Origin of the sequence: Kosakonia sp., from assembly GCF_032052965.1 — a bacterium.
In the GTDB taxonomy this organism is placed as follows: Bacteria; Pseudomonadota; Gammaproteobacteria; order Enterobacterales; family Enterobacteriaceae; genus Kosakonia.
The window spans coordinates 360,550-386,634 of the sequence record NZ_DAMBVN010000001.1 but is presented as its reverse complement, the minus strand read 5'-3'; the positions used below and the strand labels follow the sequence as shown (position 1 = coordinate 386,634).

The window sequence follows — 26,085 nt, the reverse complement described above, 5'->3', positions numbered from 1 at the left end:
CACTATCCAATTAACATAACGCTAACACAAGCTGCACGGTGATAGGGTTAACTTATACCCTGCGCGCACGATGACACTGCTGTTTCATGGCGTACATTTTCTCGTCCGCATCTTTCATCCATTCACGCAGTTCGCCCGAGCCATTATGGTCGAACTCGCTGATACCCCAGGAAAACGCCAGTTTCCAGGGCTTGCCGGAGGTCTGGTTCCATGCCGCAACCTGTTCGACCAGATGCTGCATGGCGATCCATGCGCCCTGCTCATCCGTATCGGAAAAGACAATCGCGAACTCGTCGCCGCCATAGCGCACACGCATATCCGCTTCACGCAGACTGGCGGTCATCACCGAGGCCATGGATTTCAGCGCTTCGTCACCTTCCGCATGTCCCCAGGTATCGTTGATCTCTTTAAAGTGATTGAGATCGATCCACGCCAGGGTGAGCGGCTCCGCCCGACGGCGGGCACCCGTGATAGCAAATTTTGCCAGGCTCTCAAAACCACGACGGTTAAATAACCCGGTCAGTTCGTCGGTAGTGGCTGCACTCATCACCGCAAATTCGTCCTCAACAATCAGGGCGAAATCTTTCAGGCTGTCCAGTTCGGTATCGCTAAAATCACGCGGCTGATTATCAATCAGGCAGAACGACCCGACGATCGCCCCGTCCGGTAAGCGCAAGGGATGCCCCGCGTAGAAACGGATGTTCGATTCACCCGTGACCAGCGGATTATCGGCGAATCGTTCATCACGCAGCGTATCCTGAATAATCATTGGCGAGGTGCACAGGATCACATGACCGCAGAAGGAAATTTTTCGCGGTAGCGTGGTTTTGGGGTATCCGGCGCTGGATTTAAAATGCAGCGTGTCTTCGTCGACGAGCGTAATTAATGCGCCAGGCACATTAAACATGCGTTTTGCCAGGCGGGTTAAGCGGTCTAAACGGTCCGTGGCGCCACTCTCCAGAATTCCGGAATCGTGTAGCGAGGCAAGACGTTTTTCCTCATCGGCGGGAAAAGCAGGTGTATTCATAGGATGCCGTTCTCATCATTAACAGGCAGTGTTATGCAAGTATATGAAAAAATCTGTCATTCATCACTGCCTATACAGCATAAAGTCTAGCCTATTCAGCATGTTTATCAGTGTGAATAGATCTGGTTTTTCCCCCGCCGTTTAGCCTGATAAAGGGCATCGTCCGCCGCTTTCAACCAATCCGACACAATCAGCATACCCGGCAACACGCTGGCGATGCCGATGCTAAGCGTACACTGAAAGGCCTTTCCCGGTGTGATGCTCATTGCTGACACCGCATTCATGATCTGCATGGCCACAGCGTGGGCCTGTTCTGACGAGGTGTCCGGCATCAAAATAACAAACTCATCGCCGCCAAGCCGCGCAGGGGTGTCGGTTTTTCGGGTGGTGCTATGCAATATCCGCGAAACGGTTTCCAGTAATGCGTCGCCAACCTTATGACCAAAACGATCGTTCACCTCTTTGAAATTATCGATATCGATAAACATCAGCGACGCATAGCGCGGGGTGAGGCGTTGTTTCTCCAGTTCCTGCTGGATACGTTGTTCCAGAAGACGGCGATTGGCGATATCCAGCAACGGATCCATCATAGCTATTCGCCCGAGTTCCTGGCTTTTAAGGCGCAGTTTCGCAGCCATACTGTTGGTTAGCACACTGAGCGCCAGTATATAAATCGCGATCAACGGCAGCGTGGCGTACAGGGTACGTTCACTGACATGGAGATTAACGGGCAACCCGAGCGCCAGCCAGAAGAGCAGGAACATGATCAGCATGGTAAGGCCCGCTTTACGCATCAGCGTGAAGCCGCCCGCCGACAGGCGATCCGACAGCAGAATGGTGGCGATCACCACCGATGGCAGCGGATTGATCGCCATCGACGCAATCCATACGCCGCCCGCTCCGGCGTCCATCACCAGGTTTTGCAGCTCCGTAATCAAGGGTGCTGGCGCGTGGCGGGCGCGTAAAAAAGCGATACCCGGCCAGAGAAAGGCATTAGCAGCAAGCAACCCCAGCATCCAGCGCGGACGCTGCAGTTCTTGCAGCACAGAAAGAATAGGGAAAAAACAGAGCAGCGTGCCGAGGATACGCATCATGAACATTCGCCGGACAAAACGCCTGCCCGGGATCCGCTCGTTTTCAGGTAAATTATCCGATTCAGTCATGCTGCGTTATCTTCCCGCTACGTACAGCCAGCCATAGTATTGGCCTTAAAAATCAGTAGCAAGCAATTTAATAACCCGGCAATACTGATTGCTTCTATCGTCAGCAGACCAGGTTACAACGCGCGCTTATCCTCCGGCAGAGTGCTGCGAGGCAGCGTCGGCAAAGACAATATTTTTGCTTGAAGTGGTGCAATTACGCCCCATTTTTTTCGAGCGGTAGAGGTTTTCATCGGCCTCGGCCAGCAGCTCGTTGAACATCTCCGTCAACGCCCAGGCTTCCGTTTTTCCGTTACTCAGGCCAATGCTGACTGTCAGGCGCAGCGTCTGGTGCCGCCATTTAAACGCATAACTTTCGACCGATTTGCGTACCGATTCCGCCAGCTTAAAGCCCTCTTCCGGATCGGCAGTGGTCGCCACCACCACGAATTCCTCACCGCCCATACGCGCCACGATGCCCCGTTCGCCCAGCACTTCAAGCACTTTTTGCGCGAAAGAGGTTAGCACCTTATCGCCGCATTCGTGGCCGTAGTTATCATTCACGCTTTTAAAATAATCGATATCCATCAGCATCACCGTGACATGCTTGTCGACAAAACGCTTGTTATCGTGATTCAGCGCTTCATACAAACCGGAACGGGAATAGACGCGGGTCAGAAAATCGAAATCAGCGCGCAGCGACACCTGGCGGATCAACCGGTTTATTGCCTCCACGCTGACGGAAACTATTACCGGGCAAATTGCCATGGTCGCAATGCCCAATCGGGCGGAAAACATATGCGGCATCTCGACCGGCGAGGCGAGGAAAATATTGATAGCCCCTTTGGCCACCAGCATGATTTCTACCCCTCCGGTCAGCATTGTCACCAGGCAGGTCAAGGGTAGTGGATAGCGGACCGCACACCAGATCAGCGCTGGCAATGGGAACGCAAGACTGCCCGCACCGCCAATCCCCACCGAAGCGAGAACCGAAACTCCGACTGCCAGCAGCGGAATGACCTGTTGCACTTTAAATGGCAATGGCGTGTGCAGGCGTGTCATGGTCAGCATAAACGGCAGGATCAACACCCCGGTGGAAAACTGCTCGCTGAACCAGTCCGCCACCAATAAGACAAATCCCTGACCATTAATGCCCACCGAACCCACTGCGCCAAAAAAGGCGCACAGCAGCGCTGCCAAAAAGCAATAACCAAAGAGTTTGAGTGCGTTTACCGGTTCCGGCGTTTTCAGCTTGTGGCTGTGCTCCCAGGTGATCAAATGCACCATGGTGACAATAAACACCATATTGGAAAAGTTGATGATCAGCGAAGCCATACCCCAGTGGGTGGTAATCGCATCGTAGAGCAACATCGCCGCATAGCTAATCAGGTAATAATGCCAGCGATGCAGGAACGCATGCCGGGCGAATACCCCCGCCATAACGGCATTGAGCGGCCAAAAAAGCGAAAGCTCTTCTACCAGACGCATCATGGCGCCCAGTATATAAAACAGCGTGGTCAGGATAAAAATCATCGCCGCATTATTCAACGGCGTGTCTTCCCGAAATGCGCGAAAAGGGGTTGTAAAAAAAGATCGCATTACATTTTAATCCATAGCACTAACACTGTAGTTTGGCCGACAAAACGCATGAATTTGCGTAAAGTTTAGCATGCTTACCCTTCAGGGCGCGGCGATGCGCAACCTGATTCAGCGGGGCGAATTCATTTGTACGACCAGCCAGTGGTAAATCACCTCAACAATATACTGTTGTTGAGTTTGTGTTAATGGATTTCCAGCAGGAATATGGTGCCACTTCGCCAGGCAGCCGCGGCAGCAGGTGGCGGTGGCATGCTGGGCAATAAAAACCGGGTGCCCGCGCATGGGGGTCTGTTTGCCATCGTTGTGCGGCTCGGCTGGCGCCAGACGCTGCGCGACAAAATCGGCAGCGTGGTCAGCAATCACCCCGGCACCTTTGTCCAGGCAGTACTGCCGCTCCTTCGGGCCAAGGCGAAAACGTGAACGAAATGTTGAGCGCGACAGGCGCGCAAACAGCGGCGCAAGATCCGTCATCAGTACACCGATCGCCCCAGTTTTTTCGTTAAGGTTTCCAGCGCCGCCACGCCCGCCAGCGAATTGCCTGCATCATCCAGTTCCGGGCTCCAGACGGCAATCGCCATCTCCTGCGGGACAATGGCTACAATGCCGCCGCCGACGCCAGACTTCGCTGGTAAGCCCACTCGCCAGGCGAACTCCCCGGCGTTCTGGTACATACCACTTGTGGCCATTAAGGCATTGATTTGCCGGGCCTGCATTGGCGAAACCATCGGCGTTTCAACATGCGCCGCATGGCCGCCATGAGCGAGAAAGAGGAAGGTTTGCGCCAGTTCGACGCAGCTCATTTTGAGGGCGCAGTAGTGAAAATAATTCTGCAAAACGGTGGCGACATCGTTATGGAAGTTACCGAAGGATTTCATTAACCAGGCAATCGCGGCATTACGGGCTGAGTGTTCAAATTCAGAGCGGGCGACCACCCCATCATAGGCAATGTCGCTGACGCCAGAAAGTTTACGCACAATCTCCAGCATGCGCTGGCGCGGCGCACTCAGGCGGCTTTGCAACATATCGCACACGACCAGCGCACCGGCGTTAATAAACGGGTTGCGCGGTTTGCCCTGCTCAATTTCCAGCTGTAATAAGGAGTTAAAAGGCTGACCGGAAGGATCCTTGCCGACCCGCTGCCAGATCTCGTCTTCGGCGTAGTGGTTCATGGCGACCACGAGGCTGAGCACTTTCGAGATGGACTGAATAGAGAAACGCTCATGCGCGTCACCCGCCTGGAAATGCTCCCCCTTCACCGTACTGATGGCGATGCCAAGCTTGTTACCACTAACCGTCGCCAGCGCGGGAATATAATCGGCGACCTTGCCCTGCCCCAGAAGTGGACGCACCTCTGCCAGTACCGCATCCAGTACTTCATTTTCCATTGCCGTTGCCACACCAACCCCTTTGCCCACAGGCCAAAAATGGCCTGCGAGTATAACAGAGACGGCGATATTGCGTCAGGCAGGAAGGCGAAAACGCGCAACAGCCTGCATCAGTTGATGCGAGTCATGGTGCAGCCGCTCAGAGGCTTCGGTGGCCGTCGAAACCAGCTCGCCCGTCCGGCTGGCCACGCTGTTTAGCGCATGTAAACGGCGGGTCATCTGATGGATGCTTTCCCCCTGGCTGAGGGTGGCGGCAGAGATCTCATTCAGTACCGCGCTTAAGTGCCCTACCAGACCGGTCACGTGTTGCAGGTTATTCTCCAGTCGACTCACCGCCTGCGTACCGTCGTTAATCCCTTGTAATGAATGGTTAATCAGTTGCTGAATGGTTTGGGTGGAGTGGCTACTTTTACGCGCCAGCAGTCCGACCTCTTTCGCCACCACGGCGAAGCCACGGCCATGGTTGCCCGCATGTGCGGCTTCGATCGCCGCATTCAGCGCCAGTATATTGGTCTGGAAGGCCACGCCATCGATCATATCGACAATGTTACGCATCTCCGCCGAACGTTCGACGATTTCACGCATTGACTGGTTAACGGTGTCCATCATGCGATCGCCACCAGCAGCGACTTTCTGCGCTTCATCCGCCTGCTGGCGCGCCTGCTGGGCAAACCCGGTGCTGCCTTCCACGTACGACTCCAGCGTCGCGATATGCTCGGTAACATCGGTCAGCTCCTGCGCCTGTTTAGCCGACTGCTGGTAAAGAAGCTGGTTGCCTTGCGCCAGGTGTCCGATGGTACTGACCATTGAGGATGTCGCATCGCTGACCTCCATGACCAACTGTTGCAGCCCTTGTTGCATAGTGTGAATGCTCAGGCTGAGCTGACCGACTTCGCGATTAAAACGGGATACCGGCGGCAGCGGCGTACCGAGATCGCCCGCCGCAAGAATGTTGATGTGCGCAAGCAAACGGCGCAAAGGGATGATCACCCAACGTGACATGGCGAACCAGACCAGTACCGCAATCACCACCAGCAACAGTGGCACCAGCACAAAGACATGCTGGAGTTGCGCCAGGTTCGCCATCAGCGCCTGGCGTCCCTCTTCAGCCCGGCTTTCACTCGCCTGCTGAAAACGGGCGTAATTCTCGTTGAAGTCCGCCTGGAATGCCTGCGCCGGTACAGCGAAGAAGGCGTCGATCGACTGCGTCGAAGCCAGCCCATCTGCCTGCTCTTTCAGCGCGCCATAAAACAGTTGGTAGCTGTTGATCAGCGCCTCGTCTTTCGCTGGATTAAGCGCCAGCCACGCCAGCCAGGCTTTTTGCGACGCTGCCAGGGCGTTACGCGTCTCGTCCATCAGGCTATGCCAGCTCCCTTCGGAGCCCGTTTCTTTATCCTGCATAAAATAGACCCCTGCCCGGTTGAGCAAATCGCTGGCGGTGAGCAACGCGACGCGGGCTTCATCAACCCGAACCTGCTGCAAGTGCGCTCGCTGGTTAAGCTGTTCATTATATTGTGCGCTGCGTAACGAGGCGGAGAGGACGATCGAGGAGGTAATTTGTAAGGCTGAGAAAAGCCCGATGATGCAGAAGATACCGGCCAACAGACCAAATTGCCGGGGTGAGACGCGCCGAAGCATACGGCGAAAAATTTGCATTAAGTTCATGATATTCTTCTATAACCACAACGTTACCGCGAGTCTACAAAAGGATCATGACAGCCCCATGACAGCAGGGAGCAGCGCGCCCTGTCCGGGCGCGCTCGGGTTTATCGCCTATCTTTCCACACGGTTTGCACGTTACAGAATTCATGCAGCCCAAAGTGCGACAGTTCGCGGCCAAAACCGCTTTTCTTCACCCCACCAAAGGCAACGCGCGCATCGCTGGCGCTATAGCCGTTGATAAATACGCCGCCGCACTCCAGCCGTTGGGCAATATCCTCCGCCAGCGCATAATCGGCGGTGAAAAGGGTGGCAGAGAGGCCGAAATCACTGTCATTGGCTAACTGCAGCGCATGCTCCGCATCGCGCGCGGTGGTAATGGCCGCAACCGGGCCAAACAGCTCCTGGCGGAAGGCTGTCATCTCCGGCGTGACGCCCGTCAGCACCGTGGCCGGGTAGTAATTGCCTGCGCCTGGCACTTTTTCGCCGCCCAGCGCCAGTGTCGCGCCCTGTTGAAGCGTGGCCTGCACCTGAGCATGCAGCTCATCGCGTAAATCGAAGCGCGCCATCGGTCCAAGATCGTTGTCTTCGTTGTCCGGCGCGCCCTGCTTCAGCGCAGCAGCCGCTGCAACGAACTTGTCAGTAAAAGCCTGTGCTACGTCGGCTTCCACAATAAAGCGTTTGGCGGCTGCGCAAACCTGCCCGGTGTTCTGGTAACGCCCGGCAACGGCCGCTTTCACTGCCAAATCAAGATCGGCATCGTTCAGCACGATGAACGGATCGGAACCGCCCAGTTCCAGCACGCATTTTTTCAGCGCCGCCCCGGCCTGTGCACCAATAGCAGCGCCAGCGCGCACGCTGCCTGTTACGGTGACGGCTGCAATTCGCGGATCGTTGATCGCCTGGCTAACACCTTCATTGGTGGCGTTCACCCAACCCAACACTCCCTGCGGGAAAGCGGCCTGGGTAAAGATGTCACTGATCAAAGCAGCACATCCGAGTACGTTCGGCGCGTGTTTCAGGAGATAACTGTTACCCGCCAGTAAAATCGGTACCGCGCCACGTAAAACCTGCCACAACGGGAAGTTCCACGGCATCACTGCAAGGATTGGCCCCAGCGGACGGTATTCAATGGTCGCCTGGTTGTTGGGAACGCGTGTCGGTTCGCTGCTCAGCATTGCCGGGCCGTGCTCTGCGTACCAGTCGCATAAATCTGCCGATTTGTTCACTTCCGCGCGGGCCTGCAGAATCGGTTTTCCCATCTCATCACTGATCATGCGGGCCATCTCTTCACCGCGTTCGCGCAGTACTGCCCCCAGATCGCGCAGTTTTTGCGCCCGGGTCGTCACGCTGAGCAAACGCCACTGGCGGTAGCCACGGGCAGCCATCTCCAGCGCCGAATCCACCGTTTCGCGGGTGGCCCACGGTGTCGCGCCGAGGGTTTCGCCGGTGGCCGGGTTGACAGAAATCGCATGGGTTGTCGGGGTCGCAGACATCGTAGTGCTCCTCAAAAGTGTTCAGGACTTGCATCAGAGTGCCGGAATTTGCTATTTCTTAAAAATGAATAATATTAATCTCACCATTCACAATTCGAGAATGAAATGGATTTAACCCAACTTGAAATGTTCAACGCCGTGGCGCAGACCGGCAGTATTACGCAGGCGGCGCAGAAAGTGCATCGCGTGCCGTCGAACCTGACAACCCGTATTCGCCAACTGGAGGCCGATCTCGGCGTCGATCTGTTTATCCGCGAAAATCAGCGCTTACGGCTCTCCCCGGCGGGACACCGCTTTTTGCGTTATAGCCAGCAAATCCTCGCGCTGGTGGATGAAGCGCGCATGGTGGTCGCAGGTGACGAACCGCAAGGGCTGTTTTCCCTTGGCGCGCTGGAGAGCACTGCGGCGGTGCGCATTCCGGCGGCGCTGGCGCGTTACAATCAACGTTACCCACGTATTCAGTTCGATCTCGCCACTGGCCCCTCCGGTACGATGATCGATGGCGTGATTGACGGGCGGCTCAGCGCAGCCTTCGTTGACGGCCCGATTATGCACCCCGGTCTGGAAGGGATCCCGGTGTACCGCGAAGAGATGATGATTGTCGCGCCACACGGGCATGAAGCGATTGAACGTGCCGCACAGGTGAATGGTGCCAGTATTTATGCCTTTCGCGCTAACTGCTCGTATCGCCGCCATTTCGAAAGCTGGTTTCATGCCGATCGCGCAACGCCGGGTAAAATTCATGAGATGGAGTCCTACCACGGCATGCTGGCCTGTGTGATTGCCGGGGCCGGACTGGCACTGATCCCGCGCAGTATGCTGGAAAGTATGCCCGGTCATCATCAGGTTGAAGCCTGGCCGCTGGCAGAGAACTGGCGCTGGCTGACCACCTGGCTGGTGTGGCGACGCGGCGCAAAAACACGCCACCTTGAGGCATTTATCGAACTGCTGGCCTGATGGCGGTTTACTGCATCGCTAAACGCAGATCGGCGACCAGGCTCTTTTCCATAAACAGGCTTAACGGATCGTCCTGGTACGGTGCAAAAGCCGGGCATGTCTGGTAGCCACAACGTTCATACAATTTGATCGCCGACAGTTGCCTGATGCCGGTTTCAAGGCGCAGCGTATGGCAAAAACGGTCATGCGCCGCCCGCTCCAGCGCCGCGATCAGCCTCTCGCCCAGTTGCTGCCCACGGTGAGCAGGGTCGATAAATACCCGTTTCATCTCTCCACTGCCGTCACTGTTCAGTACCACTGCGCCGCAGCCGACAGCCCCGCCGTCGCTGTGCACAATTTTACGCAGGATCAGGCTTGCCGGTGGCAACGCAGCCAGGTCAAGCAGGTGGTTGCTCTCTGCCGGATAAAGCGCGCTCTGGTAGCTGTCCAGCGCGGCAATCAGGGCAATGATCTCGGGTTGGTCAGCCGTGGCCTCAGCAATATGGTACATAGGGGCTCCTTATTGTTATCCTTTTGTTAAAGTAACCGTGGGCAACCGTGCGCACGTCATACGATTTACCAATAGATCAGGCTCACCGTTGCGCTTACGTCAGCACAGGCGGTACCTTACGCGCAGAGCTCACCCTGATAACGGAATCTGCATGAATACCAAAGCCCGCAAAGTGATGATTATTGGCACGGGTAACGTGGGGGCCTCCGCCGCCTACGCCCTGCTCAACCAGACCATCTGCGAAGAGCTGATCCTCGTCGACCTCGACAAACAACGGGTTGAGGGTCATGCCCAGGATCTGGCAGATGCGGCTGCATACATGCCAGGCATGATGACTATTTCCACCCGCACTGTAGACAACTGTGCCGATGTCGATATCGCCGTGATCACCGTATCCGGCGGCCCATTGCAGGCGGGGCAGACCCGACTTGATGAGCTGACCAATACCGCACGCATTGTGAAAAATATCGTCCCTACGATGATGGCGAACGGTTTCAATGGGATCTTCCTGGTGGCGACCAACCCTTGCGACATTATCACCTGGCAAGTCTGGAAACTCTCCGGCCTGCCGCGTCAGCAGGTCATTGGTACGGGGGTCTGGCTGGACACCACCCGCTTACGCAGGGCGCTGGCGCAGTCTCTCGACATCGGCGCGCAGAGTATTGATGCGTTTATTCTTGGCGAGCACGGCGACACGCAGTTCCCGGTGTGGTCGCACTCTTCGGTGTACGGCTCGCCCATCGCGGACGTTTATCAACGTAAAACCGGCCAGCGGCTGGATGTGGATGCGCTGGCCGATCAGGTGCGTCGCCACGGTTTTGAAATTTATGCCCGAAAAGGCTGTACCGAATATGGCATCGCCGGGACCATTGCCGAGATTTGCCGCAATATTTTTACCGGCAGCCACCGCGCGCTGGCAATCTCCTGCATTCTCGACGGGGAATATGGGGTAAATGAGGTGGCGATAGGGGTGCCAGCCGTGCTGGCACAAAACGGTGTGCAGCAGATTATTGAGTTACAACTGGCCAGTGACGAAGTGGCGAAATTTCACCACTCTGTCGGCGTGATTAAAGCGAATATTGCCCGTCTGCCCTGATGGCGCAGGGTTATGAACGTAAAAACACTCTTCCCATCAGATACAGCGTTGCCTGGCCGCCAATCAGCACGCGATCGCCCTGCCACTCACAGCGCAAATCGCCGCCGCGGGCGGAAACCTGCCGCGCCTGCATGCGCTGTTTACCCAACTTTTCGCCCCAGTACGGGATCAACATACTGTGCGCAGAGCCAGTGACGGGATCTTCAGCAACCGCTTCGCCAGGGCAAAAGAAACGGCTGACAAAGTCAATATCATTACCCGGCGAGGTAACACACACCATCTTGTCCAGCGGGATCATCCCGGTAATATCTGGCAGCAGCGCTTCCACCTGGGCCTGATTTTCGAGCACCACCAGATAGTCACGCCCGACGCGCACTTCTTTCGCAGCGTCAATGCCCAGCGTGGTAAACAAGAGTTCAGGTGGGTTGCTCACGGCCTCCGTAGACCAGGCCGGGAAATCGAGCGTCAACCAGTCCCCATTACGGCTCACGCGCAATTCACCCACATAACGGGTGGTAAAGCGAATCTCGGTATGCGGGTAATCAAGATACTCAAAAATAATGTGTGCAGCGGCAAGGGTTGCATGACCGCAGAGATTAATTTCATCCAGGGTGGTGAACCAGCGCAATTCGAACCCGCTGTCGTTACGCACAAAAAACGCCGTTTCGGACTGATTGTGTTGCTGCGCCATACGCAGCAGAACCTCATCCGGTAGCCACTCCGTTAACGGGCAGACAGCAGCAGCATTGCCGCCAAAGGTATGGTCGCTGAACGCATCGACCATATAAAAATCAATCACCTCATTTTTCATTTTATTGCTGCCCCTGGTTTTATTGTCATCTTATTGGATAGCATGGCACCGGTGCCAACGTGCCAGCAGGTACGCTTGCTGCCAATCGCGCCGAGCGCCTGGCCTGCCACGTTCCGCTACGGCATTTATCCCGGTTGCTGCATTGTTGTTACATCCTTTCCTTCCGAATGTAACCAAAACGCATTCCGCAAAGCAATTTAAATTAAAGCAACAATTATTAGCATCAATAAGGTAAAACAGAGACAGGCATGTCGTGATCAACCTTGAGTTTTACGGTATTCACACCGCCTCAGCCTGCTGATGGCTTAGCAATAAATTCGATCGAAGGATACGGCCGTCAGCAAAATGGGGTGGCATTTCCTGTACAAATGAATGAAGGAAGAAACTCGCCGCGTTTTCCTGCATTCAAAGTACAAATAAAAAAACCCCATAACATCATGATTATAAATTATTTTTTATTTCATTAAAAAGTTACATTTATTGGCAATTTGCCCGTCAAAAATACAGTCCGAGGAATTAATATGGATGGTTATAGCTGCCTTTTATGGGTTCTTGCTGTTTTATGTCTATGGGGACTGTTTGGTTATCTTTGGTGCATATTTGTTGTAAAAGAAACTGATGAAGATGATAAATACGAGGAATGCCCATATGAATAAGCTTTTTGCAAAAACTTTGTTATCTTCGTTTCCAACACCAGCTGTATTTATGGTGTGAAGCAATGAATAGTCTTGGTTGATAGTACTTATGTTTAGCATGGATGCTCAATACCCGGCGAAGACATCCATTATAAATACTTAAAAAGTCTGTTTAACAATCGGTTGCAACCACACAAAGGCTTACTCCGCATCCTAAGAGACGACTATTTCCAATGCGAGACCGCAACACCATACGTACAAACGGCATTAACTTTCATCAAACACAGAATGCGATCCAGATCACAAAATGGTTGTATTTTCGCCAACAAAAGCATTAAGATCATTTCCTCTCCTTTTTCCAACCCATCCAAACACGTTTATGACTACGAATACGGTTTCACGAAAAGTTGCGTGGCTACGGGTAGTAACGCTTGCCGTTGCCGCTTTTATCTTTAACACCACCGAATTCGTGCCTGTCGGTTTACTGTCGGACATTGCTCAGAGTTTCGACATGGATACCCCGCAGGTCGGGATCATGCTGACCATTTACGCGTGGGTCGTCGCCCTGATGTCCCTGCCGTTTATGCTGCTGACCAGCCAGATCGAGCGTCGTAAGTTATTGATTGGGTTGTTCGTACTCTTTATTGCCAGCCATGTGCTGTCATTTCTCGCCTGGAATTTTAACGTCCTCGTGATCAGCCGTATCGGCATCGCCTTTGCGCACGCCATTTTCTGGTCGATTACCGCCTCACTCGCCATTCGCCTGGCCCCGGCGGGGAAACGCGCACAGGCGCTGAGCCTGTTAGCCACCGGCACCGCCCTGGCGATGGTTTTAGGGCTGCCTATTGGCCGCGTAGTCGGGCAATACTTCGGCTGGCGCACCACTTTCTTTGCCATTGGTATGGGCGCACTGGTCACGCTGGTTTGCCTGGTGAAATTGCTGCCGCCGCTGCCCAGCGAACACTCCGGCTCGCTAAAAAGCCTGCCGCTGCTGATGCGTCGCCCGGCATTACTGTGCATCTATTTACTCACCGTGGTGGTGGTAACCGCCCACTACACCGCTTACAGCTATATTGAACCCTTTGTACAAAACGTCGCCGGTTTCAGCGCCAACTTCGCGACCGTCCTGCTGCTGTTGCTGGGCGGTGCCGGGATTATCGGCAGCGTACTGTTTGGCAAACTGGGCAATAAACATGCTTCCGGGCTGGTCAGTAGTGCCATCGCACTGCTGGTCGCCTCGCTGGTGTTGATGCTGCCCGCGTCCGGCAGCGAGACACATCTGGCGGTGCTGAGCATGTTCTGGGGCATCGCGATCATGGTCATTGGCCTTGGGATGCAGGTGAAAGTACTGGCGCTGGCACCGGATGCAACAGACGTTGCCATGTCACTGTTCTCCGGTATTTTCAATATCGGCATCGGTGCTGGCGCGCTGGTCGGAAACCAGGTCAGCCTGCACTGGTCAATGGATGTGATTGGCTATGCCGGTGCGCTGCCGGCGATGGCCGCGCTGGTATGGTCGGTGGTAATTTTCCGCCGCTGGCCAGTAAAACTGGAAGAGCAGACCAGCGCCGGACATCTGTAAACCCTCATTGTGACGGTGAAATAACCGAATCCATCACCGCGGTTTGCCAGTCAAACCACGGATTCCAGGTCAGGCGGGCGTGAATTTTATCCGCCTCGACCAGCCCCCAGTCGGAATACCACACCGTTTCTCCGGCCAGGCAACGTCTGGCGGCGGCTTCTGGCTGGCCATTCGCGCACAGCATCACACTTCCTTTACGGCCATACAGTGGGTTTTGCGGCGCGAACAGCACCGACATATGAGAAAACTGACTGATGCGTTCGTCCGGCAACGCGTCGGGCCTGACCAGAATGCGTCTGTCACCCTCTGCGCCTGCGGGCGGTTTACCGTACCAGATAACCCGGCTGGCGGGATGGGTAAAATGCCGGGCAAACTGGCCGAGGATCCAGCGGGTGTTCAGCACTGAATCATGCTCCGTCAGCACCATCAACGCCGGTTTGTCCCAGGTTTTCTGCGCCAGCCATTGCCGTGCGCGTGCTGACGTATGCCAGAACTGCGCATAACCGTTAATCGGTACCCGTAGATACCGCGTGGCGATCTGCTGCGGAAAAATGGCACCCGGCGGGCGCAGCCAGTCGCGGAATAACGCCACCGCTGGCGCCAGGAAGTCGTAACGGGTGCGGGATTTAAACGCCGGGGAAAACAGCAATAAGCCCTGCACGTTGTTAGGGTGCGCCATCGCGTAATCCAGCGCCAGATTGCCACCGGTTGAAAACCCACCCAGCCACAATGCATCAACCTCTTTGCCAAGTATATCGGCTTGCTCCTGCACCACTTCACGCCACTGTTCCACGCTAACAGTAAGCAGATCAGCGGGCCGTGTACCGTGCCCGGGGAGCAGGACCGTACGCACCAGAAACCCCTGCTTCACCAGTTGCGGCGCAATATCAACAAACGAACCCGGCCCGTCACCCAAACCATGGATCAACAAAATGCCCCGGCGAGTTGGGGTTGCCGGTCGCCACTCTTGCGGTATGTTTAGCGCTAATTCGGCATTTTTATCCAGCGTCTGGAATGCGCGATGCGCGGCTACATACGCCCGCGTCTGCTGTTGATAGCGGGCAAACGTCTTTTGCCCCAGCGGCGGCGTATCCCCCGATCGTTGCTGGCACCCCACCAGCCAGCAGAGCGCCATAATGACAACGGCGAAACGCGTTCCCATCAGGCCCCTGCAGGAAAGGTGGTGATGATTTCCAGCACGCCGTTAATCATAAATTGCACGCCCATGCAGACCAGCAGAAACCCCATCAGCCGGGAGATCGCTTCAATGCCGCCTTTACCCACCAGCCGCATAATGGCACCGGAACTGCGCAAGCTGGCCCAGAGGATGATGGCAACCGCGGCAAAGACCAGCGGCGGCGCAAGTGTTACTACCCAGTCCGGAAACTCAGCCCCATGACGGATGGTCGAGGCGGAACTGATGATCATGGCAATGGTGCCCGGCCCGGCCGTGCTCGGCATCGCCAACGGCACAAAAGCAATGTTTGCCCCTGGCTCCTCGTCCAGCTCTGCGGATTTGGTCTTCACTTCCGGCGACTCGTGCGGTTTTTGCGGCGGGAACAACATCCGAAAACCAATAAAAGCCACAATCAGCCCACCGGCTATACGCAGGCCAGGAATCGAAATGCCGAAGGTGTTCATCACGAGCTGCCCGGCGTACCAGGCAACGATCATAATGGCAAAGACATACACGGCGGCCATTCGCGCTTGCTGATTACGCTGCGCGCTGTTCATGTTCCCCGCCAGCCCTAAAAACAGCGCCACGGTAGTTAACGGGTTCGCCAGCGGCAGCAAAACCACCAGACCGAGACCAATCGCTTTCAACAATTCCAGCATGGTGAACATCACTCCTTGTAAGGGCCAAAACCTCAGCAGTATAGCCGCAACGCAACGTGAAAAGCAGACCCGCGACATCATCACGTTACGGAAAAGTCTGCGCACTCAATTATTTACGCCAGTTATTTTTTAAAAAGATGAACCGTTTTAGCAAATAGTGGCATCGGTCAATTCATCGGGTTGACTTATATTTGCCTGAGCAATAATATCTGCCGTGACTAATCTACTTGCCGGGGCAACCATTGTGAAAAGCACGAATGATCTATTTAACGACATCATTCCTTTAGGCCGCTTGATCCACATGGTTAACCAAAAAAAAGATCGTTTACTGAACGACTATCTGTCGCCGCTGGATATCACCGCCACCCAATTTAAGGTGTTGTGCTCTATCCGCTGCCAGGTCTGCATCACCCCGGTGGAATTGAAGAAAGTACTTTCTGTCGATCTCGGCGCCCTGACTCGCATGCTGGACAGACTGGTATGCAAAGGCTGGATCGAGCGTAACCCGAACCCTAATGACAAGCGCGGCGTGCTGGTGCAGTTAACTGCCGAGGGCGCCGCGCTTTGTGAGCAATGTCATCAACTGCTCGGGCAGAACCTGCATCAGGAATTAACTAAAAACTTAACGGTAGAAGAAGTGGCAACGCTTGAGCATTTGCTTAAGAAGATCTTGCCGTAAAACAAAGAGGTATGACGATGTCCAGACGCAATACTGACGCTATTACTATTCATAGCATTTTGGACTGGATCGAGGATAACCTGGAGTCGCCGCTGTCGCTGGAAAAGGTGTCAGAACGTTCAGGCTATTCTAAGTGGCACCTGCAACGGATGTTTAAAAAAGAGACTGGTCATTCGCTGGGTCAATACATTCGCAGCCGCAAGCTGACGGAAATTGCACAAAAGCTCAAGGAGAGCAACGAACCGATCCTGTATCTGGCGGAACGTTATGGGTTTGAATCGCAACAAACCCTGACCCGCACGTTTAAGAACTATTTTGACGTGCCACCGCATAAGTTCCGGGTGACGGATATGCCTGCAGAATCCCGGTATTTACTGCCACTCAATCACTGTATTTGCTAATCGCCTGTTTTAAGACGTATCGAGGAAAGTATGAAACGTATTGCCTGTGCCGCCGTCACCCTGATGGTGCTGGTATCCGGCCAGAGTTATGCGGAGCAGTTCAGTCATCCGGCGCAACAAAATGCGCGCAATGTGATGATTTTACCCAGCGCCCAGCAAACCTCTCCGTATGACTTTAATCATATGGGCGCGGGAAGCGACAAATCCGACGAATTAGGCGTGCCTTACTACAATCAGCGCGGCTAATCGTGTAGCCCCGCTTCGTGCGGGGCTTTTTTATCCTGCCTGTACCGCCCGGCGCAGACGAAAACCAAAGACATTAATATACAGCCCTGCCATCACTAACACCGCCCCAATCAGTTGCAGCACAGAGAGCGTCTCACCAAGCAGTACCGCTGCACTGGCCATGCCAACCACCGGCACCAGAAGCGACAGCGGCGCGACACGCCAGGTTTCGTAACGCCCCAGCAGTGTGCCCCAAATACCGTAGCCAAGAATGGTGGCAATAAACGCCAGATATACCAGCGACAACAGCGTAGTGCCATCAATACTGACCAGACTTTGCAGGATCACCGCCGGGCCATCGAACACCAGAGAGGCCACCATAAACGGGACAACCGGCACCAGCGCACTCCAGACGACCAGCGACATCACCGCCGGCCGGGAGGTGTGTTGCATAATTTTCTTGTTGAAGATATTGCCGCAGGCCCAGCTAAAGGCGCCCGCCAGGGTGAGCATAAAGCCCAGAAGTGGCACATGCTGACCGCTCAGGCTGGCTTCAATCAGCACCAGCACGCCCACAATTGCCAGCGAAATACCGGCCAGCTGTTTTGCCTGTAAGCGCTCGCCAAACACCCCGGCACCCAGAATGATGGTGAAGAAGGCCTGCGCCTGTAGCACCAGCGATGCCAGCCCGGCAGGCATGCCGAATTTGATGGCGCAGAACAAAAACGCAAACTGCCCGAAACTGATAGTCAGACCGTAACCGAGCAGCAAACGCATCGGCACTTTGGGCCTGGCCACAAATAACAGGGCCGGAAAAGCCACCAGTACAAAGCGTAAACCGGCCAGCAGGAGTGGGGGCATGTTATGCAGACCCACTTTGATCACCACAAAATTGAGTCCCCACGCCACCACGACCAGCATCGCCAGCAGGACATCTTTACGCGACATGCTTCTCCCCTGTGTTGTTTAAAATTTTGTAAAAAATTTACGTTAACGCAAAAAAATGTACAGTGACAGATCATTAAATCAGGTAGGTCAGTTTGTGCATCTGACGACAAATCTGCGGGTGTACTTCGCACTTTATGCATGTTATTGCTGTATACATCACAAAAAACTATAACAACATGCATGTCGGGTACGTCAATGAGTCCAACGCAAACACGCTCCACCGCCGCCTTACTGGCATCATCACTTTTATTGACCATCGGTCGCGGCGCCACGCTGCCGTTTATGACCATTTACCTCAATCGGCAGTATGCGATGGCGGTGGATCAAATCGGCTATGCGATGACGCTCGCCTTAACAATCGGCGTACTGTTCAGCCTCGGCTTTGGCATGCTGGCAGACAAGTTCGATAAAAAGCGCTACATGCTGCTGGCCATCACCGCGTTTATTGCCGGTTTCGCTGCGATTCCGCTGGTGCATCACGCCTGGCTGGTAGTGCTCTTCTTTTCGCTGATCAACTGCGCCTACTCCGTCTTTTCAACCGTGCTGAAAGCCTATTTTGCGGACACGCTCACGCCGACAGCGAAAGCCAAAATCTTCTCGCTGAATTACACCTTTCTTAACATCGGCTGGACGGTGGGTCCGCCGATCGGCACCCTGCTGGTGATGCAGAGCATTAATCTGCCCTTCTGGCTGGCAGCGGTGTGCGCTGCGTTTCCGCTGGTGTTTATACAACTCTTTGTGCGTCGTGTGGCTGTGGGCGACAGCCTGGGCGGCCCGGTGGCGTGGAATCCGTCCGTATTGTTGAAAGACAGAGCCCTGGGCTGGTTTACTCTGTCGGGTTTTCTCGCCTCGTTCGTCGCAGGTTCGTTTGCTTCTTGCCTCTCCCAATATGTCATGGCAGTGGCGGACAGCACTTTTGCCGAGCGCGTGGTCGCCGTAGTGTTACCGGTCAACGCCGCCGTGGTCGTGACGCTGCAGTACGCCGTTGGCCGCAAACTGAATGCGACAAACCTGCGCCCGCTGATGGCTACCGGTACGGTCTGCTTTGTACTCGGTCTGGCCGGTTTTATGTGCTCTGGCAATAAATTATGGCTATGGGGCTTCTCGGCCGCTGTCTTTACGTTGGGTGAAGTTATCTACGCACCAGGCGAATATCTTTTGATCGATAACATCGCCCCGGCGGGGATGAAAGCCACCTACTTCTCGGCGCAGGCACTGGGCTGGCTCGGCGCCGCCATGAACCCCTTGCTGACCGGGATCATTCTGACGACCCTGCCAGCTTGGTCACTGTTTATCATCCTGATGGTCACCATTGTGCTGGCCTGGATGATGATGATCCGTGGCATGCAAATCCGCCCCTGGGGTGTCATGCAGCCGCAATAACAGCGTAACCCGGTAACGCGTGAGCGTACCGGGTTAACGTTACGCGGGGTAAGCCCCCGCAGGTTCGCGATGCCAGGATCGCTTCGCGCTCAGGCTTACCACACTTGTTCCGCAATCGAGGTTACCAGACGGATTTTCTCCCATTGCTGATCAGGTGTCAGGGTGTTGCCCTCTTCGGTTGAGGCAAAGCCACACTGCGGGCTGAGGCAAATCTGGTTAATGTCGACAAATTTTGCCGCTTCCTGAATACGCGCTTTGACCCCTTCCGGGTTTTCAAGCTCGCCGTTTTTAGTCGTGATAAGCCCCAGGACGACCTGCTGTTTACCCGGGCGGACAAAACGCAACGGCGCAAAATCACCGGAACGGTCATTGTCATATTCAAGGAAAAAGGCGTCGACGTTGACGCTGCCGAACAGCACTTCCGCCACCGGCTCGTAACCGCCTTCGGAGATCCAGGTGGAACGGAAGTTCCCGCGACAAACATGCAGACCGATGGTCAAATCCTCGGGTTTCCCTTCCAGCGCTTTGTTGATTACCCGGGCATAAATCCGTGCCAGTTCATCCGGATCGTCGCCACGTTCGCGGATCTGACGGCGCTGATCGTCCGAGCACAGATAAGCCCAGACGGTATCATCCAGTTGCAGGTACCGGCATCCCGCTGCATAAAAGGCGTGGATCGCATCGCGCCAGGTGGAAGCGAGATCGTCAAAGTAGGCATCCAGTTGCGGGTACACCGTGGCATCGATATCTTTACGCCCGCCACGGAAATGCAGCACGCTGGGGCTGGGAATGGTCATTTTCGGCTGCGCATTGCCGCTGATGCTTTTCAGGTAACGGAAATCATCCAGCATTGGGTGATCGCCAAAGGCCAGTTTTGCCGTGACCCGCACGCCGTGCGCCTTGGTTTGAACACCGTTAAACTGGATCCCTTTGTCGGCATCGTAACGTTCCACCCCCTGCAAACCATCGAAGAAGTCGAAATGCCACCATGCACGGCGAAACTCACCGTCGGTGACCACATGCAGACCGCAGGCACATTGCTGTTCAACCACCTGACGAATCGCATCATCCTCCACACGGCGCAGCTGTTGCGCGGTGATCTCCCCCTGCGCAAACTGCGTACGCGCCTGTTTAATAGCGTCCGGACGTAAAAAACTGCCGACTACGTCTGCGCGGAACGGGGCCTGATGTCGCTGCATATTACTCTCCTCGTGCGCCAGGGAAGATGGTTGCCCGGCGTGATAATTCATCATTTGAATATTTAGACTTCTGGATGGCTAAATGTCCAAATAACATGTCACACCGGGCGGGAAGCGGCAAACGAGAAAAATTCACGGGACATGAGGAAAATTCATCTTCCGTAACGGAAGATGAAAGTTCCGCGCTTAAGCAGACTCCAAGCTGCTGCCGCGGGCAAAGGTGTAACCCTCATCTTCCCAGCCCGTGATGCCGCCAAGCATAATCTTTACCGGCAGCCCCATACGCGCCAGTTTCAGCGCCGCGCGATCGGCACCGTTGCAATGCGGCCCGGCACAGTAGACCACAAACAGGGTATCCGCCGGCCACTGCGCCATACGCTCCGGGGTCATCTGGCTGTGCGGCAAATGTAGCGCGCCCGGTACATGGCGGCGGGCGAACGCTTCCTCGCTTCCCACGACGTGCAATAACACGAAATCCTGTTCATGGTGCGTCAGGGCGTGGTGCACATCCGCGCAATCTGTCTCCATACTCAGGCGATGCATAAAATGGCTGGCGGCGTCTTCTGGCGAAGCAGCGGGGATCTCAGTTACATAGCTCATATAGTGCTTTCTCCTTGTTTGTGGTACCACTAATCTACCCATAACAGCACAACTTCACTGCCCCTCTTTATGCCAGATAACACCAGGAAAATGACAATTTCACGACAGGAACCGGTACGCCACCGGGTAGTAACGCTCGCCTATGACGGGCTGTGTACATTTGAATTTGGCGTCGCCGTGGAGATTTTTGGTCTGCCGCGCCCGGAGATGGGCGACAACTGGTACAGCTTTGCGGTAGCGGCGGTCGATGAGGGCGAACTGCAGGCCACCGGCGGCGTGCGGGTGGTGGCGGAAGGCGGGCTTGAGTTGCTTGCCGGGGCCGATACGATTGTCGTTCCCGGCTGGCGCGGCGCGCAAACGCCGGTACCGCCGCAATTGTGCGCCGCGCTGCTGGCGGCAAATCAGCGCGGTTGCCGCATTATTTCCATCTGTTCCGGCGTGTTTGTGCTGGCCGCAGCCGGGTTGCTGAACGGGCGAAAAGCCACCACCCACTGGCGCTATACCGCGCTGTTACGCGAACACTACCCGGCAATTGAGGTGCTGGAAGATGCCCTTTATTACGATGAAGGCACAGTGATGACTTCTGCCGGCAGCGCAGCGGGGATTGATCTTTGCCTGCATGTGGTGCGCGAGGATTACGGGATGGAGATAGCCAACCGCGTGGCGCAACGACTGGTAGTGCAGCCACACCGCGATGGTTCACAAACCCAGCAACTGACCCGCCCGGTCGCCCGCACACGCGAGAGCAAACAGCTGGGCCAACTGTTCGACTTTCTTCATCAGCAACTGGCGCAAAACCACACCGTTTCCTCGCTGGCACAGCGTGCCGGCATGAGTCCGCGCACCTTTTTGCGCCGTTTCCAGGATGCCACCGGCACCACGCCGCAGCGCTGGATTTTACAGGAGCGCTTGCAACGTGCGCAGGATCTACTGACCCGCTCACGTATGAGTATTGAACTGGTCGCCGGGCATAGCGGCTTTACCAACGCCGCCTCGTTCCGTCATCACTTTCGCCAGCATCATGGTATTTCCCCGGCGACTTATCGCAAAAAATTTACTGTCCCTGCGAAATAATTAACATTATTCAGCTTTTATTTAACTTCTACGGGTTATTATTGCTCCATCGCGAAATATTAATGTTTGAGAGGTCAGCAGTTAATAAAGATGGAGGTTTAGATATGATCGGAAATATGCATGTATTTATGGCAGTGCTGGGAATTATTTTGTTCTCTGGTTTCCTGGCTGCTTATTTTAGTCACAAATGGGATGACTGATGAACAGCGATACTCCCCCGCCGCGACGGCCTCTTATGCAAACACGTAAGAGGCCGTTTTTTCTTACCGCAACTGAATAAAAAAAACCGCCAGAAATCGGCGGTCAATGCTTGCATGGATAGATTTGTGTTTTGCTTTACGCGCTAACTCATACTGCGGGTTAACGGATCACTGAGCAATTTAGCATCGCCACCATCAACAAACATTAAACGAGCACCTCAACACGAACGCTATTTTTTCCCGCCATGGCCTTGTGTTCAGGGAGATCGTGAGATTTTTAGCGGGCGGGCGAAACGTTTTGCTATTGAAATTCCAGACGATATATCTTTCAGAATGAGCTTATTGTGATAACGTCATGGCTCCACTTAACAGACCGGAGGGGTTATCCCCAATATTAGATTTCAATGCCCGGTTTGCAGCAGCCAAAAGTTTTTATTCACAACGTTCTGCCCGGGTCAACAGCAACCACATGGTGCTATTTGTTCCGTTTGTGGGACGAGACTTACAATAAAATCCTGTATATCCGTGCCACGCAGGAGACGGTGGCCCAAAAAAGTCGTCTAGTGCGGGCCTCTCAGAGAGGCCCTTTTTACGTTTATATTTACGCGTTTTTGGCTTTACCTAAAGAGAAGCCACTGACTTTCGCAATATGCACACGCAATATTGTGCCTTTCACACTTGTCCAGCCCGCATTACCGGTCATCCATGACGGATCTTTAATATGTAAATAATTAAGTGGAATAACGTGGTCGTCTTCGACACGATAATCTTCGGCCAGATCGTCAAAGAAACGGGCAATAGAATTTGTCACTGTTTCATCGCCGGCAACAGACCGGATTGCGCGCGCGGTAAATAACGCATATTCATAACCAGAAACCAGTTCACCGGCCACTACCTGACCGTCGACGACCAGCGTGACCACCATGCCTGCGCCCAAATTCGCGCAGGACACCAGATGAGATAATGCGCTGTCCTGGGTACTGATAGTGGGGGTGACGACTTCTGGCACTTCAGGTTGATATTCCATGTACCTCTCCGCTTCTGGCAGTGAAAGCCGCCCGCAGGCGGCAGTAATCAGTAGAATTGACGAATGGCCTGCTCAGTTTCTTGTTGGGTGACCAGGTCTGAAAACCGGGCGACAAGGAACGTTTCGCCATCCAGTTCCCAGCTTTCAATCGGGATTTCGAGGAATGCACTTTGCTCATTTTTAAACGTGACCGACTTTGCATTGTCTTCCACGGTCACGTTTTCAACCTTACCACCGGCGCGAATTACCACTACATTTTTGCTCATGTCGGTTACCTCAGTTGCTCAAATAGCATTCGACAGTAACACAGTCATTCACTGAATGCCTGTGTCATGCCACGGAATGTTAAGCTCCAAAATTGGGTCTTTTAATTTGGCGTAATGAGGCGGATAACGCTATGGCGTAACTGTGAGGTAGCCCACACTTTAACAACTGAATAAGCTGAAAGAAGGGCTTACCGCAGTAAGGATAGCATGGTTTGCGGTACCTGATTGGCCTGCGCCAGCACTGAGCTACCAGCCTGCTGCAATATTTGCGCCCGCGACATCGTCGACACCTCCGTCCCGTAGTCCGAGTCCAGAATGCGGCTACGCGCCGACGAGAGATTGTTTGCGGCATGGGTTAAATTGCTGATCACCGACTCAAACCGATTCTGGTAAGCACCTAAAGCGCTACGCTGAGTATCGACTGCCTTGATCGCCTCGTCGAGCGCCGCCAGTGGCGTGCCGCTGGTCATACCGCCAGAAGAGACTGCGCCTTTTAACACGTCAAAACCTTCTGCTTTGGTGCTGCGGGCATTGCCGTTGATAAAATCCCCCGACACATCGCGAATATTGCCGGAACTGGCACCTAAGTTGTAACTGTCGCTACTGCCCATGCTGATGGTGATCGCTTCGCCATCATCGGTACCCACATGAAAACCGTAGCTGAAAGTACCGGAAGAGGTATCCAGTATTTTGATGCCGTTGAAATCCGTCTGCGTGGTCACGCGGTTGATCTCTGCCATGCGCTCGTTCACTTCTGCCTGGATAGAGTCAATATCGGAAGCTGAATTGGTGCTGTTTTGTGCCTGTAGCGTCAAATCACGAATACGCTGCAAGTTGTTATTGATTTCACTCAGCGCCCCTTCTGCGGTTTGCGCCAGCGAAATTGCGTCGTTCGCGTTTCGTGCGGCAACGCCCATGCCGTTGATATTTGAGGAGAAGCGGTTAGCGATGGCCTGCCCGGCGGCATCATCTTTCGCACTGTTAACACGCAACCCCGAGGATAAACGCTCAATCGAGGTACCCAACGCCGCTTGCGATTTACTGAGGTTATTCTGGTTTATCAATGAGAGTGTATTGGTATTGATAACAGCCATCGGAGTTCCCTACCCTGAATAATTATTTTCACAGCCAAATGAAATCAAATATTCAGGACTATCGGCGCAGAACAGGTGGCCTTTAAGGATATCCTTAAAACCCATGAATATTGGCAGGTAGGCGATCGTGACGGTAATGCGTGAATGCAGCCAGAGACCAGACCACAGAACAGGTCTCTGGCTGTACAGATTACGGTGATGCCGGGTGCCTCCCGGTGAGTCTGCTCCAGCCCGCAAACCCGCCTTACCCCAAAAAGGTCTGACTGGTAGCCCCTCCGCGCAGGGGGATTCATCACCACGCCTCACGGTATTGCGCCGACATGAAACAGGTCAATATCTCCCCACGTTATGTAACTTTTTAAAGTGTTTTGATACTTGTGCAAGCAGGTACAGGGCCTGTCAACAGGGCATGGCATCAGTTTCCCCACCAAATTCTGCCCTTGATCCGATCTGGCTATTGCATAACCATTCGCCCGCTAAACATTTTGAACGGCCTTTTCTCTTTTTTTATTGCTCACGGGTTATGTATGAACATTGATACGGATAACGATTGTCTGGGTTTTTCACCCGACCATCCGCTGGCGGAAAAATTTGATGTGCTCGCTTACCAGGACGGTCTTTTCAGTACGTTGCCGAAGGGATTTTTTCAAAACTGGCTGGGTGATGCGTCAGAAATCGGCCATATGCAAATCGGTAAATGCTCCGGTTTTGGTGTCGGTTCGATCGCAAAATACGACAGCAATGCGCAGGCATTGCGCGTGGGCCGGTTTGTTTCTGGCGGATTACGACTGCGGTTTATTCTTAACGGGCAGCATGAGACGCGTGCCATGTCCACGTCGATCATCTCTTTCCAGCATCCGGATTTGCAAAGCCCGGTCTTACCGCAATACGGTGATTCCGTCATCAAAAATGATGTCTGGATCGGTGATGAAGTGATGATGCTCGGCGGCGGAACCATTGAAGACGGCTGTATTGTCGGTGCCCGTTCGCTACTGCCACCAAACTTCACTTCCGAACCGTATGGCATTTACGTCGGTAGCCCGGCACGACTGGTGCGTTTTCGTTTTTCGGAAAAAGTGATCGAGGCTTTGCTGGATCTTGCCTGGTGGGATGCACCGAATCTGGTGAACTGGCTGAAAAGGGTCAACCGTTATTTTCTGGTTGATTTCACCCAGGATGAAGGCAAAACGCTGGCGTTACTCGCTGAAGTGAAAGAGATCAAACAAGCCTGGCTGCGTGCAGCCTGAGAGGAATACTACCGGGCACTGTGCCCGGTA

27 protein-coding genes are annotated in these 26,085 nt (G+C 54.3%); 10 read left to right on the top strand and 17 right to left on the bottom strand.

The annotated features are described in order from the left end of the window. Positions 1 to 52 precede the first annotated feature (52 nt). The 7 genes from RTX30_RS01895 to sad all read right to left on the bottom strand — a co-directional run bounded on the left by RTX30_RS01895 (position 53) and on the right by sad (position 8,305). A complete protein-coding gene (locus RTX30_RS01895) occupies positions 53 to 1,027 on the bottom strand; it encodes a sensor domain-containing diguanylate cyclase (RefSeq protein ID WP_312686263.1) in 975 nt (324 codons plus the stop codon). Between the two features lie 107 nt (positions 1,028 to 1,134). After that, entirely contained in the window at positions 1,135 to 2,127 is a 993-nt protein-coding gene (locus RTX30_RS01890) for a diguanylate cyclase (protein WP_312686807.1), read from the bottom strand. Between the two features lie 189 nt (positions 2,128 to 2,316). After that, the gene (locus RTX30_RS01885) at positions 2,317 to 3,765 is read right to left on the bottom strand and encodes a diguanylate cyclase (RefSeq protein WP_312686262.1); all 1,449 of its coding nucleotides are present in this window, start codon (positions 3,763 to 3,765) and stop codon (positions 2,317 to 2,319) included. A 108-nt stretch (positions 3,766 to 3,873) separates the two neighbouring features. Beyond that, a complete protein-coding gene (locus RTX30_RS01880) occupies positions 3,874 to 4,236 on the bottom strand; it encodes a DUF4186 domain-containing protein (RefSeq protein ID WP_312686260.1) in 363 nt (120 codons plus the stop codon). Beyond that, complete coding sequence (glsB, locus tag RTX30_RS01875) at positions 4,236 to 5,162, bottom strand: glutaminase B (RefSeq protein WP_312686258.1); 927 nt, start codon at positions 5,160 to 5,162, stop codon at positions 4,236 to 4,238. The genes RTX30_RS01880 and glsB overlap by 1 nt, the downstream gene beginning before the upstream one ends. Positions 5,163 to 5,225: 63 nt before the next feature. Next, entirely contained in the window at positions 5,226 to 6,815 is a 1,590-nt protein-coding gene (locus tag RTX30_RS01870; RefSeq protein ID WP_312686257.1) for a methyl-accepting chemotaxis protein, read from the bottom strand. A 101-nt stretch (positions 6,816 to 6,916) separates the two neighbouring features. Further along, a complete protein-coding gene (gene sad, locus RTX30_RS01865) occupies positions 6,917 to 8,305 on the bottom strand; it encodes a succinate-semialdehyde dehydrogenase (protein WP_312686255.1) in 1,389 nt (462 codons plus the stop codon). Positions 8,306 to 8,410: 105 nt separating this feature from the next. Here sad and ptrR point away from each other — a divergent pair, with 105 nt between their 5' ends. Then, the gene (ptrR, locus tag RTX30_RS01860; RefSeq protein WP_312686253.1) at positions 8,411 to 9,262 is read left to right on the top strand and encodes a putrescine utilization regulator PtrR; all 852 of its coding nucleotides are present in this window, start codon (positions 8,411 to 8,413) and stop codon (positions 9,260 to 9,262) included. Positions 9,263 to 9,269: 7 nt separating this feature from the next. Here ptrR and RTX30_RS01855 read toward each other — a convergent pair whose 3' ends face one another. Then, a complete protein-coding gene (locus tag RTX30_RS01855; protein WP_312686251.1) occupies positions 9,270 to 9,752 on the bottom strand; it encodes a GNAT family N-acetyltransferase in 483 nt (160 codons plus the stop codon). Between the two features lie 151 nt (positions 9,753 to 9,903). On the opposite strand from RTX30_RS01855, the gene RTX30_RS01850 reads away from it, so the two are divergent. After that, positions 9,904 to 10,848, top strand: a complete 945-nt coding sequence (locus tag RTX30_RS01850; RefSeq protein ID WP_312686248.1) for an L-lactate dehydrogenase — start codon at positions 9,904 to 9,906, stop codon at positions 10,846 to 10,848. Positions 10,849 to 10,858: 10 nt separating this feature from the next. On the opposite strand, the gene RTX30_RS01845 is transcribed toward RTX30_RS01850, so the two are convergent. Beyond that, on the bottom strand, positions 10,859 to 11,659 hold the full coding sequence (locus tag RTX30_RS01845; RefSeq protein ID WP_312686247.1) for a PhzF family phenazine biosynthesis protein: 801 nt from the start codon (positions 11,657 to 11,659) through the stop codon (positions 10,859 to 10,861). Between the two features lie 1,014 nt (positions 11,660 to 12,673). Between RTX30_RS01845 and RTX30_RS01840 the strand changes: the two genes are divergently transcribed. Continuing rightward, a complete protein-coding gene (locus tag RTX30_RS01840) occupies positions 12,674 to 13,876 on the top strand; it encodes a sugar transporter (protein WP_312686246.1) in 1,203 nt (400 codons plus the stop codon). Between the two features lie 4 nt (positions 13,877 to 13,880). Here the strand turns inward: RTX30_RS01840 and RTX30_RS01835 are convergent, their stop codons facing one another. Together RTX30_RS01835 and RTX30_RS01830 are read right to left on the bottom strand one after the other, a co-directional pair. Next, positions 13,881 to 15,038 carry an alpha/beta fold hydrolase gene (locus RTX30_RS01835; protein WP_312686245.1) on the bottom strand — a complete coding sequence of 386 codons (1,158 nt, stop codon included), beginning with the start codon at positions 15,036 to 15,038 and terminating at the stop codon, positions 13,881 to 13,883. Further along, positions 15,038 to 15,712: a MarC family NAAT transporter gene (locus tag RTX30_RS01830; RefSeq protein WP_312686244.1), complete on the bottom strand. Its 675-nt coding sequence runs from the start codon at positions 15,710 to 15,712 to the stop codon at positions 15,038 to 15,040. The genes RTX30_RS01835 and RTX30_RS01830 overlap by 1 nt, the downstream gene beginning before the upstream one ends. Positions 15,713 to 15,956: 244 nt before the next feature. Between RTX30_RS01830 and marR the strand changes: the two genes are divergently transcribed. The 3 genes from marR to marB are packed head-to-tail and all read left to right on the top strand — an operon-like array spanning position 15,957 to position 17,038. After that, a complete protein-coding gene (gene marR / locus RTX30_RS01825) occupies positions 15,957 to 16,391 on the top strand; it encodes a multiple antibiotic resistance transcriptional regulator MarR (RefSeq protein ID WP_312686241.1) in 435 nt (144 codons plus the stop codon). Positions 16,392 to 16,408: 17 nt separating this feature from the next. Then, positions 16,409 to 16,792 (top strand): MDR efflux pump AcrAB transcriptional activator MarA, encoded by a 384-nt coding sequence (marA, locus tag RTX30_RS01820; protein ID WP_312686240.1) that lies wholly within the window; start codon positions 16,409 to 16,411, stop codon positions 16,790 to 16,792. Positions 16,793 to 16,822: 30 nt separating this feature from the next. Then, complete coding sequence (marB, locus tag RTX30_RS01815) at positions 16,823 to 17,038, top strand: multiple antibiotic resistance protein MarB (RefSeq protein WP_312686239.1); 216 nt, start codon at positions 16,823 to 16,825, stop codon at positions 17,036 to 17,038. Between the two features lie 30 nt (positions 17,039 to 17,068). Here marB and eamA read toward each other — a convergent pair whose 3' ends face one another. Further along, positions 17,069 to 17,965: an O-acetylserine/cysteine exporter gene (eamA, locus tag RTX30_RS01810; protein ID WP_312686237.1), complete on the bottom strand. Its 897-nt coding sequence runs from the start codon at positions 17,963 to 17,965 to the stop codon at positions 17,069 to 17,071. A gap of 195 nt (positions 17,966 to 18,160) precedes the next feature. Between eamA and ydeE the strand changes: the two genes are divergently transcribed. After that, a complete protein-coding gene (gene ydeE, locus RTX30_RS01805; protein ID WP_312686236.1) occupies positions 18,161 to 19,348 on the top strand; it encodes an efflux MFS transporter YdeE in 1,188 nt (395 codons plus the stop codon). Between the two features lie 95 nt (positions 19,349 to 19,443). On the opposite strand, the gene RTX30_RS01800 is transcribed toward ydeE, so the two are convergent. Together RTX30_RS01800 and RTX30_RS01795 are read right to left on the bottom strand one after the other, a co-directional pair. Further along, positions 19,444 to 20,547, bottom strand: coding sequence for a cobalamin-independent methionine synthase II family protein (locus tag RTX30_RS01800; protein WP_312686234.1), 1,104 nt, complete (start codon positions 20,545 to 20,547; stop codon positions 19,444 to 19,446). A gap of 186 nt (positions 20,548 to 20,733) precedes the next feature. Next, positions 20,734 to 21,147 carry a rhodanese-like domain-containing protein gene (locus RTX30_RS01795; protein WP_312686231.1) on the bottom strand — a complete coding sequence of 138 codons (414 nt, stop codon included), beginning with the start codon at positions 21,145 to 21,147 and terminating at the stop codon, positions 20,734 to 20,736. 69 nt (positions 21,148 to 21,216) lie between these two features. On the opposite strand from RTX30_RS01795, the gene ftrA reads away from it, so the two are divergent. Next, on the top strand, positions 21,217 to 22,221 hold the full coding sequence (gene ftrA, locus RTX30_RS01790) for a transcriptional regulator FtrA (protein ID WP_312686229.1): 1,005 nt from the start codon (positions 21,217 to 21,219) through the stop codon (positions 22,219 to 22,221). Between the two features lie 104 nt (positions 22,222 to 22,325). Beyond that, positions 22,326 to 22,421 (top strand): protein MgtS, encoded by a 96-nt coding sequence (mgtS, locus tag RTX30_RS01785; protein WP_312686227.1) that lies wholly within the window; start codon positions 22,326 to 22,328, stop codon positions 22,419 to 22,421. Between the two features lie 601 nt (positions 22,422 to 23,022). Here the strand turns inward: mgtS and RTX30_RS01780 are convergent. The 3 genes from RTX30_RS01780 to RTX30_RS01770 all read right to left on the bottom strand — a co-directional run bounded on the left by RTX30_RS01780 (position 23,023) and on the right by RTX30_RS01770 (position 24,808). Further along, on the bottom strand, positions 23,023 to 23,448 hold the full coding sequence (locus RTX30_RS01780; RefSeq protein ID WP_312686224.1) for a hypothetical protein: 426 nt from the start codon (positions 23,446 to 23,448) through the stop codon (positions 23,023 to 23,025). A 47-nt stretch (positions 23,449 to 23,495) separates the two neighbouring features. Further along, positions 23,496 to 23,714: a hypothetical protein gene (locus RTX30_RS01775; protein WP_312686221.1), complete on the bottom strand. Its 219-nt coding sequence runs from the start codon at positions 23,712 to 23,714 to the stop codon at positions 23,496 to 23,498. Positions 23,715 to 23,902: 188 nt separating this feature from the next. Beyond that, positions 23,903 to 24,808, bottom strand: coding sequence for a flagellin (locus tag RTX30_RS01770; protein ID WP_312686220.1), 906 nt, complete (start codon positions 24,806 to 24,808; stop codon positions 23,903 to 23,905). Between the two features lie 527 nt (positions 24,809 to 25,335). Between RTX30_RS01770 and RTX30_RS01765 the strand changes: the two genes are divergently transcribed. After that, positions 25,336 to 26,055 carry a hypothetical protein gene (locus RTX30_RS01765; protein WP_312686218.1) on the top strand — a complete coding sequence of 240 codons (720 nt, stop codon included), beginning with the start codon at positions 25,336 to 25,338 and terminating at the stop codon, positions 26,053 to 26,055. The last annotated feature ends 30 nt before the right edge of the window (positions 26,056 to 26,085 follow it).

Excerpts from the sequence above, each read along its gene's own strand:
- RTX30_RS01895 (WP_312686263.1), bottom strand. The coding sequence starts at position 1,027 with ATGAATACACCTGCTTTTCCCGCCGATGAGGAAAAACGTCTTGCCTCG.
- RTX30_RS01890 (WP_312686807.1), bottom strand. The coding sequence starts at position 2,127 with ATGTTCATGATGCGTATCCTCGGCACGCTGCTCTGTTTTTTCCCTATT.
- RTX30_RS01885 (WP_312686262.1), bottom strand. The coding sequence starts at position 3,765 with ATGCGATCTTTTTTTACAACCCCTTTTCGCGCATTTCGGGAAGACACG.
- RTX30_RS01880 (WP_312686260.1), bottom strand. The coding sequence starts at position 4,236 with ATGACGGATCTTGCGCCGCTGTTTGCGCGCCTGTCGCGCTCAACATTT.
- RTX30_RS01870 (WP_312686257.1), bottom strand. The coding sequence starts at position 6,815 with ATGAACTTAATGCAAATTTTTCGCCGTATGCTTCGGCGCGTCTCACCC.
- sad (WP_312686255.1), bottom strand. The coding sequence starts at position 8,305 with ATGTCTGCGACCCCGACAACCCATGCGATTTCTGTCAACCCGGCCACC.
- ptrR (WP_312686253.1), top strand. The coding sequence starts at position 8,411 with ATGGATTTAACCCAACTTGAAATGTTCAACGCCGTGGCGCAGACCGGC.
- RTX30_RS01855 (WP_312686251.1), bottom strand. The coding sequence starts at position 9,752 with ATGTACCATATTGCTGAGGCCACGGCTGACCAACCCGAGATCATTGCC.
- RTX30_RS01850 (WP_312686248.1), top strand. The coding sequence starts at position 9,904 with ATGAATACCAAAGCCCGCAAAGTGATGATTATTGGCACGGGTAACGTG.
- RTX30_RS01845 (WP_312686247.1), bottom strand. The coding sequence starts at position 11,659 with ATGAAAAATGAGGTGATTGATTTTTATATGGTCGATGCGTTCAGCGAC.
- RTX30_RS01840 (WP_312686246.1), top strand. The coding sequence starts at position 12,674 with ATGACTACGAATACGGTTTCACGAAAAGTTGCGTGGCTACGGGTAGTA.
- RTX30_RS01835 (WP_312686245.1), bottom strand. The coding sequence starts at position 15,038 with ATGGGAACGCGTTTCGCCGTTGTCATTATGGCGCTCTGCTGGCTGGTG.
- RTX30_RS01830 (WP_312686244.1), bottom strand. The coding sequence starts at position 15,712 with ATGCTGGAATTGTTGAAAGCGATTGGTCTCGGTCTGGTGGTTTTGCTG.
- marA (WP_312686240.1), top strand. The coding sequence starts at position 16,409 with ATGTCCAGACGCAATACTGACGCTATTACTATTCATAGCATTTTGGAC.
- marB (WP_312686239.1), top strand. The coding sequence starts at position 16,823 with ATGAAACGTATTGCCTGTGCCGCCGTCACCCTGATGGTGCTGGTATCC.
- eamA (WP_312686237.1), bottom strand. The coding sequence starts at position 17,965 with ATGTCGCGTAAAGATGTCCTGCTGGCGATGCTGGTCGTGGTGGCGTGG.
- ydeE (WP_312686236.1), top strand. The coding sequence starts at position 18,161 with ATGAGTCCAACGCAAACACGCTCCACCGCCGCCTTACTGGCATCATCA.
- RTX30_RS01800 (WP_312686234.1), bottom strand. The coding sequence starts at position 20,547 with ATGCAGCGACATCAGGCCCCGTTCCGCGCAGACGTAGTCGGCAGTTTT.
- RTX30_RS01795 (WP_312686231.1), bottom strand. The coding sequence starts at position 21,147 with ATGAGCTATGTAACTGAGATCCCCGCTGCTTCGCCAGAAGACGCCGCC.
- ftrA (WP_312686229.1), top strand. The coding sequence starts at position 21,217 with ATGCCAGATAACACCAGGAAAATGACAATTTCACGACAGGAACCGGTA.
- mgtS (WP_312686227.1), top strand. The coding sequence starts at position 22,326 with ATGATCGGAAATATGCATGTATTTATGGCAGTGCTGGGAATTATTTTG.
- RTX30_RS01780 (WP_312686224.1), bottom strand. The coding sequence starts at position 23,448 with ATGGAATATCAACCTGAAGTGCCAGAAGTCGTCACCCCCACTATCAGT.
- RTX30_RS01775 (WP_312686221.1), bottom strand. The coding sequence starts at position 23,714 with ATGAGCAAAAATGTAGTGGTAATTCGCGCCGGTGGTAAGGTTGAAAAC.
- RTX30_RS01770 (WP_312686220.1), bottom strand. The coding sequence starts at position 24,808 with ATGGCTGTTATCAATACCAATACACTCTCATTGATAAACCAGAATAAC.
- RTX30_RS01765 (WP_312686218.1), top strand. The coding sequence starts at position 25,336 with ATGAACATTGATACGGATAACGATTGTCTGGGTTTTTCACCCGACCAT.